We start from the raw sequence: 13,640 nt of genomic DNA on the forward strand, positions 1-13,640 counted from the left end.
GGAACGCGTGAGCCGGATGGTGCGCAGCGCCGGAGGAGGGAAGCGAGGTGCGATGGCGCCTCGCGCCTCGTGCAGGACCGCCCCGTGCTCTCCGCTACAGGCGGAGCCCGCCGCCCAGCGACGCCCCCCACACGGTGGCCCCTCGCTGCCCGGCGAGGCCGAACGGCGCATCCACGTTGACCACGCCCTGCGCGCGCACAAAGACCGCCTCGAGCTCCGCGTGCGCGTACAGGGCCGCCGACCACTGCGAGAAATTGCGCCCCGCGAGGGGCGCCGACTGCGCGAACATCTGCACCCGCAGCCCCGGCGTCAGCGGCCCGAGCCGCAAGCCGGCGTGCGCGGCGGCCACGATCGCGAGGCGCGATGGATTGGAGTTCACCGAGACGAGCACCGCAGGATCCAGCTCGGCGCCGAGCACCACGCGCGCCAAGAGCTCCGCCCGGCTGCGGAGCAGGAGCACGACCGGGATCGCGTTCGGCGCCCACATCCAGGGATCCGCGAACCCGCGCGCCGCGCTCGCGACCGCGTAGTTGTACTCGACCTCCGTGTTCGCCGGGATCGTCCCCGGGAACGTCGTGAGCGGCGGCGCAGCCCCGAGCCCGGCATGGATCGCTCGCCCTCGCCCCTCGACCAGCGCCGCCTGCAGGGTCACGAACGGATTCCCGAACCGGAACGACGAGCGCCGCGCTTCGCCCTCCACCTCGAACGTGGTCCAGGCCGCGGTCACATCCGCGGTCGCGCTCAGCCACCCGTTCAGGCGAGCGCCCGCCGCCACCTGCGGGGCGACGTGCGCCGTCGCCTGCTCGCCGTCCTGCGGCGAGGCCGAAAAGACTCCATAAAGCGCGACATACCCGCGGTCCTCCGGCCGCATCGGCATGTCGCCCACGCCCTGCGCCCGAGCAGGCGCCGCGACCAGCGCGCCGGCCGCGACCGCGGCGAGCGCGAGCGCGCGCCCTCGCCCCCTCACTTCGTCCTCCGGAACTTCTGCACGCCGCGACCCCTCAGGCTGGTCACGTAGACGCTCCCGTCCTGACCCACCGCGATCCCGTGCCCCCAGTCGATCTCCCCGGGGCCGTCCCCCGAGGTTCCCCACCGGTCCACGATCTCCCCATCGAGGTCGATCCGCAGCACATGCCCCCGCGGCCGCTCCGGATCCTGGTCGCCACCGTCGACCACATAGACATGCCGATCGGGCCCGAAGGCGATCGCCCATGGCCGCCCCAGCGCGGCGCTCTTCCACTGCGCGAGGTAGCCGCCGTCCGCGCTGAAGACCTGCACGCGCGCGTTCTCCCGGTCCGCCACATAGACCCGCCCCTCGTCGTCCGTGGCGATCCCGTGCGGCGTATCGAACTGCCCCCGCCCGAAGCCCTTCTCCCCCCACTCCGACAGGAGCTCGCCGCCCGCGGAGAAGCGCGCGATGCGAGCGTGGTTGTAGCCGTCCGCCACATAGACGTCGCCGTCCAGGCCGAAGGCGACGTTCGTCGGCCGATCGAGCTGCTCCGGGCTCGCCGCGCACCCGAGCACCGCGAGCGACGCGAACATCCACTTCACGGCACCTCGCCGAGGGTCATGACCACCTCCCCCTCCGCCGTCAGCTTGAACACCCGGTTCTGTTCGGAGTCCGTGACCCACACGAAGCCATTCCGGTCGACCTCGATCCCGTGCGGATAGACGAACAACCCCTCACCCCACGCGTCGAGCAGCTCCCCCGTCTCCGGATCGAAGACCAGGATGGTCGCCTCCCCGATCGGCGCGTCGTTGCCCGACGTGCGCCCGGCCGCATGGCTCACCAGCACGCGCCCGCGCCCGTCCACCGCCACGTCGAGCGCCGGCCCGAACACCATCCCCTCGGGGACGCGCAGCCACCCGTCCACCACCGCGTACGGCCCCACCGGCGCGTCGTCCGCCGCCGGCGGCCGCGACGTGCACGCCCCAGAGAGCGCGCCCGCCGCGAGCGCGAGCCCCGCCGCGAGCGCGCGCCCCCCGCGGCGCGCCCCCGACGCCGCAGCCTCTTCGCAAAACAATCCCATATCCGTCCGGGATAACAGTGTTATGCTGGGCACGTCAACGGGCGAAGCACGGACGTGGCAGGATCGCGGGCATGGGTGTGACGGACGCCGAAGAGCCGGTGGAGCGCGTGTTCCAGGCGCTCTGCGAGGGCCGGCTGGCGCGCGATGATCTCACCGCCCGCAAGATCGCCGCGTTCCTCGGCCAGACGACGATGGTGCTGTACCACCACTTCGGCTCGCTCGATGGGTTCCTCATCCGCGTCGACGGCGCCGGCTGGCGGCGGCTCGCGGGGCTCCTCGAGGCGCGGGCGCGCGCCGGCGCCGACGCGCGGTCGCTCGCCGTCGCGTATGTCGAGTTCGCGCTGCGCCACCCGGACCTCTACTGGCTGATGGCCGAGCGCCGCTTCGACCGCGCCCGCCTGCGCGATGAGGGGCGCCTGCGGCTCGCGCGCCCGCTGTGGAGCGGCTTCGTCGAGCTCCTGGGCCGGTACGGCAGCGCGCGGCCGGCGGAGGACACCCACGTGCTCTTCGCCGGCCTCCACGGCATCGCGATGCTCGCGCTGAGCGGGCGCGCCAACCTCGGTGAGGATCCCGCTCCGGACCAGGAGGTGGCGTTCGCCGCGGCGCGCCGGCTCGCGGATCTCGTGCTCCCCGCCCGCCCCCCCGAGCCGCCCGCTCCGCCGGCGACCGGCGACCGCGGCCCGCGGCGCAGCGCCTGATCCGGTCCACCCCCAGGCGCCCGCCGGCGGCCGAGGGCCCGCGCCGTCCTCCGCGTGCGACGCGCGGCGCGCCCGGCCCGCCGCACGGGAAGAACAGGAAAGGGCGTCGAGGCAGGCCTTCGCGCCGGGCGCACCGGCCCCGCCGACGGGCGGCGTGCGTCGGCGTTGCCCGAGAACGACCGCAGCGCATCGGGCCGTTCCGCTGGATGGGCCGTGCCATGTGGGGGAAATCGGCACGTCCTGCGAGCTCGCGGCATCGATCTCCGTTCGGAGGTGCTTATGCGCGCGCGACGCGGGATCGCTTTGTGGATCGGCGGGGGATTGCTCGTCGCCGGCGCGGGTTGCGGCAGCGACGAACCGGAGGCGCCCGGCGCAGCTCGGCTCGGGATCGCCGCGGGCGAGGACCGCGACGTGCACGCGCCCGACGCGCTCGGCGCCCAGAGCCAGCCGGCGATCGCCGCGAACGCGGACGCGAGCATTCTCGTCGTGACCTACACCGATCCGCGCGGCGCGCTCGCGAGCCCGATGAGCCTGTCCGGCGTCGCGCGCTCCGACGACGGGGGGAGGTCCTTCGCCGAGGTGCTCGGCCCGAACGGCGAGGGCGCGCTGCCCTCGGCCCCCGGCGGACAGGTGCTCGGCGACCCCCGCGTCGTCCACGATCCGAGCCGCGACGTGTTCATCAGCGCCTCCACCTACGTTCGCCCCGCCGACGGCGTCCAGGGCCTCTGCATCCACGGCTCGAACCCCGGCGGCGCGGCCGGGACCTCGTGGTCCGCGCCGGTGGAGGTCGCTCCCGCGTTCGTCGCGGGGGAGAGCGCCGAGCAGGCCTCCGTCGACGTCGACGCGGCGACCGGGCGCCTGTCCGTCACCTGGGTCCAGCGCGGCGGCGCGTCGCCCAGGATCCTCTACAGCCACTCCGACGATCTCGGCCAGACCTGGTCGCCCGCGGCCGTGCTCGCGCAGGCGCCGGCCGGAGGCGACCTCGACGGGCCGAGCGCGCGCGTCCTCCCCGCAACCACGGACCGGGAGTCGATCGTCTATGCCGTCTTCCGCTCCATCGAGCCGGGGACCTCGCTGCGCAACATCGGATGCCGCCGCTCGACCGACGGAGGCGCCACCTGGGAACCGCTCGTCCTCCTCGACGCCGACGGCTACCCCCCCGAAGATCAGGTCCTCGGCGTCGACCACGCGAGGAGCTCCCCGTCGATCGACGTCGACCAGGCCACGGGGCGCGTCTACGTGGTCTATCAGCGGAGCGGCGACCGGGGGACGGGGGACATCGCCCTGCGCTCCTTCACGGAGGAGTGCGCCGCCGGCAGCGCCGTCCTCCTCAACAGCGATCCAGGGCGCGATCGGGCCCAGATCTTCCCCTTCGTCGCCGTCGATCGAACGACGGGCACCGCGCACGTCGTCTACTACGACCAGGATGTCGCCGGCACGGGCGATCTGACCGAGCTCATGCACACCGCGTCGAGCGATCTAGGCGCCTCCTTCAGCCCACCTGCGCCGATCTCGGACCACCCGTTTCACGCGGGCCACGGCAACGACGTCTCCCGGCCGAACCTCGGCGATCGCATCGGCGGCGTGGCGCTCGCCGGTGAGCTCTACAGCGTCTTCGGCATGACGGCCGCCCAGCCGCGGTTCGACGAGGGACAGCCGACGTCGAGCTCCCTGATCGCGCCGAACATCCACCTCGACGCCCTCGACGAGTTCGCGCGCGTCCCGCCGCTGCGCGCCGCGGGCACCCGGATCGCGGACACGGCGTGCGGCGCGCTCGCGAACGAGCGCATCGATCCGGGGGAGCTCATCGAGGTCGGCGTCTACCTCGAGAACTACGTCGCGAACCCGGTCTCGGGCAGCACCACCGTCTCCGGGATCACGGCCACGCTCGGGACGGAGACGCCCGCCGTGACGGTCACGAGGGCGAGCGCGACCTACCCCGACATCGAGCCGCGCCGCGTCGTCGCGAGCGACGCGCCGTTCCTCATCACCACGGCGCGGGACTTCACCCCCGGCGCGCCGATCGATCTGACGCTCACGGTGAGCTCCGCCCAGGGCACGATCGAGCTGCCCATCCAGCTCGAGACGGGCGTGCCGGGCGAAGCGGAGGTCCTCCTCGAGGAGGATTTCGACGACGCGAGCCCGCCCGCGCTCCCCTCCGGCTGGCGGTCGGTGCGCGAGGGCGGAGCGGCCTCCGCGTCGCCGTGGATCGTCGCGCAGACGCTGACGCCCGGCGACAACGCCGCGTTTCACGACGAGGAGCCGGAGACGTCGCACGTCGCGCTGCTGTCTCCCGCCGTGACGATCCCGGAGAGCTCCGGAGAATCGCACGTCACGCTCGACTTCGATCTCACCTACGAGCTGGAGGACGATCCGCAGCGGCTCGTCGAGGCGTTCGACGGACTGACCTTGCGCGTGGAGGATCTCACGGCCGGCGCCGCGCCGCGCGCGGTCCTGGCCGAGGCGTTCGCCGAGGAGATCTTGACGGGCGCGAGCCACCATTTCCCCAAGCACCTCCCTGCTCGGGACGACCCGGGATACTTCGGCGATCAGTCGGTCTGGTCGGGGAGCTCCGGCGGGACCAAGCGCGTGTCGATCCGCTTCCCTGGCGCGGGGCTGCGCGGGCGGACCGTCCAGCTCCGGTTCGACTACACGCAGGACGACAGCCTGGTCTGCACGGACATCGGGCGCCCCGGGCCGTGCGGCGTCGCGATCGACAACGTCGTGCTCGCGGCGGTGCCGGTCGCGACCGGGGCTTGCGGGGCGGATCTGGCGCTCACGCTGACGGACGCGCCGGATCCCGTGTCGCCCGGCGCGCAGTTCGTCGCGACGATCGGCGTCGCCAACCAGGGGCCGGGCGACGCGAGCGACCTCGTCGTGACGTACGTCCTGCCGCCCGGGGCGAGCTTCGTCGGCGCCTCAGGGACCGACTGGACGTGCAGGCTGGCCGCCGAGGGGCTCGTGTGCCGGCGCGCGTCGCTCGCCGCGCAGGAGAGCTCGTCGATCGCGGTCACCCTGACCGCGCCCGCGCTCACGCCGCCCGCGGTCGCCCTCGATATCGGCAGCACGGCGAAGGTCACCGCGCGAGAGCACGACCCGGCGCCGGAGAACAACCAGGGCGAGGCGAAGACGAACGTCTCCGTGCCGACGCGCCTCATCGCCTACCTGACCGTGCTCAGCGAGCGCAAAGCCGGCGACGACGTCTCCTACACGTTGCTCATCAACAACAAGGGCGGTCGCGCGCAGCCCGACAACCCGGGGTTCGAGTTCGTGGATGTGCTCCCGCCGGAGCTCCTGCTCGAGGGCGCGGTCGCCGAGGAAGGCATGATCACGTCCGATCCCACCACCAACACGATCGGCTGGGACGGCGTCATCGAGCCCGGAGAGTGGATGTTCATCACGATAGAAGCGACGCTCCGGCCGCTCACCGAGGGGCTCGTCGTGACGAACCAGGGGACCGTCTCGTTCGACGCCGACTCGGACGGGGTCAACGAGTCGAGCGCGCTGACCGACGAGCCCCTGTTCGCCGGCGCGGCCGATCCGACGGTCTTCACGGTGCGGCCCGCGATCTGCGGAGACGGCGTGCTCGGGCGGGGCGAGCAATGCGACGACGGCAACCGGCTCGACGGGGACTGCTGCTCGGCGCAGTGCACCGCCGAGCCGATCGCGGTGCTCTGCCGCGTGTCGACCTCTCCCTGCGATCCCGGGGAGTACTGCGACGGCGCAGGGCACTGCTCGGCGGACGCGATCTTGCCGGACGGGGACCTCTGCGACGACTTCGACGTCTGCAATGGCATCGAGCGGTGCTTCCAGGGGGCTTGCGTGAGCGATGTGCCCCTCGACTGCGACGATGGGGATCCAACGACCACGGACGAGTGCCATCCTTTCATCGGCTGCCGCAATCTACCGATCTCGGATCCGGGCACCTCCGGCGAGGGCACCGGGGGCGGCGGCAATGTCGGTGGTGGGCGCGACGCGGCGGGCGGCGGCGCAGGCGAGGGGGGCGGTGCAGGCGAGGGGGGCAATGCGAGCGGCGGCGGCGGCGCAGGAGCGAGCGGTGGCGGCGGCGCAGGAGCGAGCGGTGGCGGCGGCGCAGGAGCGAGCGGTGGCGGCGGCGCAGGAGCGAGCGGTGGCGGCGGCGCAGGAGCGAGCGGTGGCGGCGGCGCAGGAGCGAGCGGCGGCGGCGGCGCAGGCGAGGGCGGCGGCGCAGGCGAGGGCGGCGGCGCAGGCGAGGGCGGTAGCGCAGGCGAGGGCGGTAGCGCAGAAGCGGGCGGCGGCGCAGCCCAGGGGGGCGATGCGAGCGGCGGAGGCGCGAGCGGCGGCGGCGGCAGCGCAGGAGAGGGGGGCGGCGGCACGGCCGCAGCCGGGGGTGAGGGCGCTGCCGGGGAGGGGGGCGCCGAGGCGAGCGGAGCGGGCGCCGGCGGCGCCGGCGGCGGCCGGGATGCGGCCGGCGGAGCAGGGGGAGGGGATCACGCCGGCGGAGGAGCGCCGCCGGGCGCATGCAGCTGCTGCTTCAACGTCAACATCAACTGCACGGTCGCCGCCGTGGGCGGCGACGCCGGGCGCGCGCCGGGTCCGTCCCGCGCGCTCGTGCTCTTTGGTCTCCTCCTCGCGCTCGGCAGCGCGCGCCGCGCCCGCCATCGCTGACGGCGGCGTCGGCCCGCGTCAGCCCGAACACGAAGGTCCGATCACCGATAGAGGAAGACCCCCTTCAGGTCCTCGGTCTGCGAGATGGGCGTGCCGCCCTTCTTCGAGGTGGCCCTGAACTGGTAGATCATCCCCGGCACAAGCGCTGGACCATCGTACTCGACAGAGACGTTCTCGCTCCCCGACACCCTGGGCACCTCGACGTTCTCCCAGATCTTCGCCCCGAGCGCGTCGAACAGCATCACCTCGTAGAGATCTTCGCTGGAGTCGTCCTCGAAGACGAACGTCGGTGTCCCGCTCACCTCCTCGAGCGAGCTCGCGCCGGGCGAGGCGACGGCGAGCGCGCCCGTCACCTTGAACGACTCCTGCACCTGCAGATCCTCGCCGGAGACCTTGATGCGCACGATCTCGGTCCCGCCGATCGACGTGTCGGGATCCCGCACGAGCGCGTCGTTCTCGAAGGCGGCGAGGATGACGTAGTCGCCGTCGGGCACCCCGGCGATCGAGAACTCGCCGGTCACGTTGCCTTGCCGGAGCCCTCGCGGCGTCTCGCCGCGGGCGGTCATCTCGTCGAACGTATCGGCCACGACCAGGATGACCGAGGTCGCGCTCCCGCCGGGCGCGTTCACGATCGCGACCTTGCCGCTCACGACCGCCGTTGCCTCTCCGGTCGCGTGCAGATCCACGCCGGCCGTCACCTTGCCCGCGCTCACGGTCGCGCTCGCCGTGTCGAGCGCGAGGCCGGCGCCATAGCCTTTCACCGTGACCTCGCCCGCGGGCACGTTGAAGATCGTGTAGCTGCCGTCGAGATCCGCCGCGCCGGTGACGCCGCCCGCGACGAGCAGCGTCCCGCCAGGTTGGTCGGCGCGGACGACCCCGGAGATGGAGCCGAGCCCGTCGCTGTCCGGCAGCGGCAACAGCGCGATCTCGGTGGCCGCCGACGCGATCCCGAGCGGCTTGCCCGACGCGGTCGAGAGGTCGATCGGCAGCGCGACCCGCGGCGCCTTCGGGAAGGTCTCGTATGCGAGCGCGTCGGCGCGCAGCGTGACATCGGTCTTGACCGGCGCCCCGCTGGCGTCGCGCCGCGCGGGCACGGCGAGCTCGTAGCTGCCGTCGGCGCCGGTGACCGCCACCCGGGAGATCACGGCGTCGTTGGCGTCTCGGGCGAGCACGCGCGCGCCGGCGATGCCCTTGTCGTCGAGCGAGTTGTAGACGCGGCCCTTCAGGGTCACCGGATCGAAGCAGGCGGGCTCGGCGCCCTCGACCTCCTCGCACACCTGCGGCGCGGTGCACCCCGTCTGCTCGGCCACCGAGCAGCTCTTCGGCTGCTCCTCGTCGTCGCCGCCACACCCCATCCCCAGCGAGGCGCAGAGCATCCCAACGGCCATCGAGCGCATCCTCATCGACTCGTCTCCTTTTGAACGATTATTTTGTCATCACCGCAGACACGATGTCTCAGCTCGTGGGCGGTCAGCGCTGCGTCCGCCCCAAGCTCGTCTCCGGCTCGCACGGAGGCAATACACCACGGAGGCGCTGCGGGCACAGAGGAGAGTTGTAACCAACCTCCGTGTCTTCAGCGCTTTTCAGGGGCCCATCCCTGGCCTGGAATCCAGAGAGAGCTCGGTCTTAATCGGTGCTAGTTCACGACGGGCTGGCAGCAGCCCGTGATGCAGTAGTGATCGGCGGCGCAAGGCTCCTGGCCGGCGAGCCCGCACGGCTGGACTCCCGGCGCGCACTGGCCTCCCGGGGCGCCGCCGCCGCTCCCTGCGGCGCCGCCGCCGACCCCGTCACCGCCGCCGGCGGCCGCGCCGCCGCCGCCGCCGCCGGTGCCGGTCTCGAAGCAGTCGGCGGGCAGCGTCTCCTTGCCGAGGCACAGCTCGCAGTGGCCGCACTCGTTGAGGCAGGCGTCCACGGGCGTGCACGGCTCGCAGCGGCTCGGGTCGGAGATGCCGTCGCGCGAGCACGAGCCTTGGCCGGTGCCGTCGGCGTCGGAGCCGAGCCAGACGTAGAGGCCGCTGCCCGCGGGCAGCTCGCAGCAGCCGAAGCAGTCGCAGCCGTTCGGCGTGAGCGGACCGCAGAAATCGTGGCAGGCATCGGACTGCTCCATCTTGAGCTGGCTGCAGCTCCTGCCCTGGGCGCCCGGCGTCGAGGCCGCAGGGTTGTACGCGCACATCGACCCGTTGTTCGACTCGGGGTGATAGTCGGGCGCGACCTCGTTCGGATCGCACTGATGGTTCCAGTGGCAATCGTCGTTGCCGGACCCGGAGTCCTGGTCGAAGTAGCAATCGACGGTGCAAGCCGGCCCTGCCTGCCCTGGGATCCCGCCGTAGTAGCTGTCCTCGGTGTTGTCGCACGGGCCGAGGCAGTCCGGGTCCTGCGCGTCGAGGAGCCCGTCCCCGTCGTTGTCGATGAGATCCCCGCACTGGTATATCTTGCCCTGGCACGTGACGGTGGTCGTCGGGGTCGGGATGCCGCCGCCGCCCATGGCGCCGGTGCCGGCCCCGGCCCCACCGCCGCCGCCGCTGGCGCTGCCGCCTCCGCTGGCGCTGCCGCTTGCGCTGCCGCCGCCGCTCGCGGCGCCGCCGCCGCTGTCGCCCGCGCCCGCGCCGCCGGAGGGCGCGGCGCCATCGACGACGCCATCGCTACAGCCGGCGCCGAACGTGAGCCCGAACAGGGTGGTCAGCAACGAAAGCGAGAGCGGGAGAGCTAGGCGCATGGTGTCTCCAAAGGTGGCTCCAGACGACCCACCCGCAGCGCGGGCTGCGGAGCGAGGGTGCCGGCGCGTTCAGTCGGAGCAGTTACACCGCCGCGCAGCCACGGCTCAGAAAAATGCTCAGATCGGGAAAGCGGCCGAGCCCGCCCGGAACCGGCGTGGGGTCATGACCCACCCCGTGCTTGCAGCAATTCCCAGGTAGCCACCGAGCGAGCGCTCGCGTCGATTCCCTCTTCCTGGTCGTGGATGGGGAGGAATGAGAACCACCGAGGCACGCCGGACACCGAGCTTCATGGCTCTCTCCTCTGTGCCCTCTGCGCCTCTGTGATTCCTTCTCTCATCCATCCAGAGACAGGATAGAGCGGCGCAATTCCCACCTTACCGCCCTCACGCTCGGCTGACCCCACCGCGGTGCCGCGCGCCGGCCGCCCTTCAGGCGGCTGTGGCCGCTGCGCCGCAGCGCCGCGCGCGGCGGCGATCACGCCGCGCGGCCGCGACGCCGGCGGGAGCCCAGGCCGAGCGCGCCCGCGAGGAACGCCGCGAGTCCGACGAGCGCGCCGCCGCCCTCGCCTCGCTGCATCGCGCAGACCAGGCCCGACGAGACCTCCGGCTCCGGGGTCTGACCGCCGCCGCCCGTCCCGCCGCCGCCCGCGCCGCCGCCGTTTCCGTCGCAGGCGTCGCCGATCCCGTCGGCGTCGGCGTCCGCTTGATCCGGGTTGGCCGCCAGCGGGCAGTTGTCGTCGCCGTCCTGGACGCCGTCATCGTCGTCGTCCTCGTCGTCGACATCGCAGGCGTCGCCCTGCCCGTCGCCGTCGCTGTCGGCCTGATCGGGGTTCGGGACGGCGTCGCAGTTGTCCGCCTCGTCGGGCACGCCGTCGCCGTCGTCGTCGCCGTCGCAGGCGTCGCCCTGCCCGTCGCCGTCGCTGTCGGCCTGATCGGGGTTCGGCTCCTCGTCGCAGTTGTCCGCCGCGTCGGTCAGGCCGTCGCCGTCGGTGTCCTGGCAGGCGTTGCCCGTGCCGTCATCGTCGGCGTCCGTCTGATCGGGGTTCGGGACCTCCGGGCAGTTGTCGGCCTCGTTCGGGATGCCGTCGCCGTCGCCGTCGGCGTCCGCGCCGAGGTCGCAGGCGTCGCCGCGGCCGTCGGCGTCGCCGTCGGCCTGATCCTGGTTCGGCACGAAGGGGCAGTTGTCGCGCTCGTCCGCGATGCCGTCGTTGTCGTCGTCGTCCTCGCAGGCGTCGCCGGTGCCGTCGCGGTCCGTGTCTTCCTGGAAAATGTTCGACGCGAGGGGGCAGTTGTCCTCCCAGTCGAGCAAGCCGTCGTCGTCGCTGTCCGGATCGCAGGCGTCCCCGAGGCTGTCGCCGTCCGTGTCCGTCTGGTCCGGGTTCCGCTCCGCAGGGCAGTTGTCCTCGGCGTTGACGAGCCCGTCGCCGTCGGCGTCGATGTCGGGCTCGCAGAAGTCGCCGATGCCGTCGCCGTCGCTGTCCTCCTGGTTCGGATTCTGCGTCACGGGGCAGTTGTCGCAGACGTCGCCGAGCTTGTCGTCGTCCCGGTCCTCCTGGAGCGGGTTCGCCACGAAGGGACAGTTGTCGACCTCGTCGGCGACACCGTCGCCATCCTCGTCCGGCGCAGAGGTGTTGTCGTCGCAAACATCTCCAATGCCGTCTTCATCGGAGTCCGCCTGATCCGGGTTGCTCAGGCTCTCGCAGTTGTCGTCGTCGTTGAGGACGCCGTCGCCGTCGAAGTCGCGGTCGCAGGCGTCTCCGGTCGCGTCGCCGTCGAGATCCAGTTGATCCGTGTTGGGGACACGAGGACAGTTGTCGACGAGATTGACAACGCCGTCGCCGTCTAGGTCGTCGTCGCAGACGTCGCCCCTGCCGTCGCCATCCTGGTCCTGCTGATCCGGATTGCTCAACGTGGGACAGTTGTCATTCGGATCTGCAACTCCATCGCCATCCGTATCATCGACCGCCCACCCCGCGACCGGCAGCATCACCCCGATCACCCCCGCCGCGAGCCCCATCGCCAACCGTCGCCCGCGCGACCGCACGCCCCTCGTCCCCGCACGCTTCATCGCGCCTCCATCCTTCCTGGCGACCGCCGCTTCACGGCGACAGCTTGGTCACGAACACGTCCGTGCCCTCGCCGCCCTCGAGCTGCTTCTCCCCGAACTCCACCGTCCCGGTGAACGCCCCCGTGACGAACACCTGCCGCTCCCGGTCGATGGCCACGCCCGTCGCCCGGTCCGCGCCCGCCCCGCCGAAGCGGTGGCTCCACCGGTAGCCGCCCTCCGGATCGAGCTTGGCCACGAACACGTCGTCGCCGCCCGCGCTCCTCACGGGCCCCGCCGCGAGCGACGCCTCGCCCCGGAACCCCCCCGCCACGAGCACGTCCCCCGTCCCGTCGACGAGCAGCTGCCCCAGCGTCGCGCCCTGCTCGCCGATGACCCGGCTGTAGAGGTGCCCGCCCTTCGAATCGAGCTTGGCCACGAACACCGCCGGCCGCTCGCCGGCCACCCGCGGCCCCCCGCCGAGGTCGATCGCCCCGCTGAACTCCCCGCCCACGATCACGTTGCCCGCGCCGTCCACCGCCACGGCCCTGGCCCGCTGCAGCCCCGCGTCGCCGAAGCGCTTGCTCCAGCGGTGCTTGCCGAGCGCGTCGAAGCTCGCCACGAACACGTCGAGATCCCCGGCGCTCACCAGGGGATCGCCGCCGAGATCGAGCGTCCCGGCGAAGTCCCCGACCACGATCGCGTTGCCGCGCTCGTCCATCGCCACGGCGCGGGCCTGCTGATCGAAGCCGTCGCCGAACCGCTCGCTCCACAGCGGCGTCCCGTCGGCGTCGAAGCTCGCCACGAACACGTCGCTGCCGCCCGCGCTCTGGAGCCGATCCTTGCCGACGCTCAGCGCGCCCGAGAAGCGGCCGGCCACGACGAGGCGCCCCGCCGCGATCGCCGCCACGCCCGTCGCCGCCTGGAAGCCGATGCCCCCGAGCGGCTGCAGCCACAGCTCCCGCCCCTCGGCGTCGAGCCGCGCGACATAACCGTCCCGCCCGCCGGCGCTCGTCCGCGGCGCGCCGCCGAACTCCAGCTTGCCCGAGAACTCCCCCGCCAACAGGAGGCCCTCGTTCCCGTCGGTCGCGACCGCGTTCACGATCTGCGGGTCGAACGCCCCGAAGCGCTTCAGCCCGAGCCCCGCCCCGTCGCTCGCCGAGAGCCGCGCCCAGAAGACGTTCTCCACGCCGATCGGCGTCACGCGCTCGTCGTCGAGGGCCACGCCCTCCGCCGCCGTGAGCCGGCCGAGGAGCGCCGCGCTGCGGTCGTCCGCGACGGCCACGCTCGCCCCGGCCTGCTCCCCGTCGCCCCCGAGCGCGCGCGCCCACTGCACCTCGCCGCCCGCCGGCGGCGCGCCGCCGCCCTCGCCGCCCGCGCCCCCGGCGCCGCCCGAGCCCGTCGTCGCGGCCGAGAGGCTGAGCTCCGGCGCGCAGCCGAGCGCCGCGCCGCCGAGCGCCGCGCAGCCGAGCACCACCGCGGCCGAAGCTGCCATGAAATTCTGC

9 protein-coding genes are annotated in these 13,640 nt (G+C 73.1%); 2 read left to right on the forward strand and 7 right to left on the reverse strand.

Translation table 11 applies throughout. The annotated features are described in order from the left end of the window. Window positions 1–94 precede the first annotated feature (94 nt). From WMF20_RS15170 to WMF20_RS15180, 3 genes are read right to left on the reverse strand one after another with little or no spacing between them, the layout of a single operon-like run. Window positions 95–967 carry a hypothetical protein gene (locus WMF20_RS15170; protein ID WP_129575022.1) on the reverse strand — a complete coding sequence of 291 codons (873 nt, stop codon included), beginning with the start codon at window positions 965–967 and terminating at the stop codon, window positions 95–97. Continuing rightward, entirely contained in the window at window positions 964–1,542 is a 579-nt protein-coding gene (locus WMF20_RS15175; protein ID WP_437617126.1) for a hypothetical protein, read from the reverse strand. The genes WMF20_RS15170 and WMF20_RS15175 overlap by 4 nt, the downstream gene beginning before the upstream one ends. 5 nt (window positions 1,543–1,547) lie before the next feature. Continuing rightward, window positions 1,548–2,024, reverse strand: a complete 477-nt coding sequence (locus tag WMF20_RS15180; RefSeq protein WP_437614275.1) for a hypothetical protein — start codon at window positions 2,022–2,024, stop codon at window positions 1,548–1,550. Window positions 2,025–2,101: 77 nt separating this feature from the next. Between WMF20_RS15180 and WMF20_RS15185 the strand changes: the two genes are divergently transcribed. Together WMF20_RS15185 and WMF20_RS15190 are read left to right on the forward strand one after the other, a co-directional pair. Further along, the gene (locus WMF20_RS15185; protein WP_437614277.1) at window positions 2,102–2,728 is read left to right on the forward strand and encodes a TetR-like C-terminal domain-containing protein; all 627 of its coding nucleotides are present in this window, start codon (window positions 2,102–2,104) and stop codon (window positions 2,726–2,728) included. A gap of 279 nt (window positions 2,729–3,007) precedes the next feature. Continuing rightward, on the forward strand, window positions 3,008–7,375 hold the full coding sequence (locus WMF20_RS15190; RefSeq protein WP_437614279.1) for a hypothetical protein: 4,368 nt from the start codon (window positions 3,008–3,010) through the stop codon (window positions 7,373–7,375). A 41-nt stretch (window positions 7,376–7,416) separates the two neighbouring features. Here the strand turns inward: WMF20_RS15190 and WMF20_RS15195 are convergent, their stop codons facing one another. The 4 genes from WMF20_RS15195 to WMF20_RS15210 form a co-directional block, all read right to left on the reverse strand. Continuing rightward, complete coding sequence (locus WMF20_RS15195) at window positions 7,417–8,763, reverse strand: hypothetical protein (RefSeq protein WP_437614281.1); 1,347 nt, start codon at window positions 8,761–8,763, stop codon at window positions 7,417–7,419. Between the two features lie 248 nt (window positions 8,764–9,011). Continuing rightward, window positions 9,012–10,091, reverse strand: coding sequence for a hypothetical protein (locus WMF20_RS15200; RefSeq protein WP_437614283.1), 1,080 nt, complete (start codon window positions 10,089–10,091; stop codon window positions 9,012–9,014). 475 nt (window positions 10,092–10,566) lie between these two features. After that, window positions 10,567–12,159: a thrombospondin type 3 repeat-containing protein gene (locus tag WMF20_RS15205; RefSeq protein ID WP_437614285.1), complete on the reverse strand. Its 1,593-nt coding sequence runs from the start codon at window positions 12,157–12,159 to the stop codon at window positions 10,567–10,569. 31 nt (window positions 12,160–12,190) lie between these two features. Further along, complete coding sequence (locus WMF20_RS15210; RefSeq protein ID WP_437614287.1) at window positions 12,191–13,630, reverse strand: hypothetical protein; 1,440 nt, start codon at window positions 13,628–13,630, stop codon at window positions 12,191–12,193. Window positions 13,631–13,640: the final 10 nt, after the last annotated feature.

Source organism: Sorangium sp. So ce834 (assembly GCF_051521425.1).
In the GTDB taxonomy this organism is placed as follows: domain Bacteria; phylum Myxococcota_A; class Polyangia; order Polyangiales; family Polyangiaceae; genus Sorangium; species Sorangium cellulosum_D.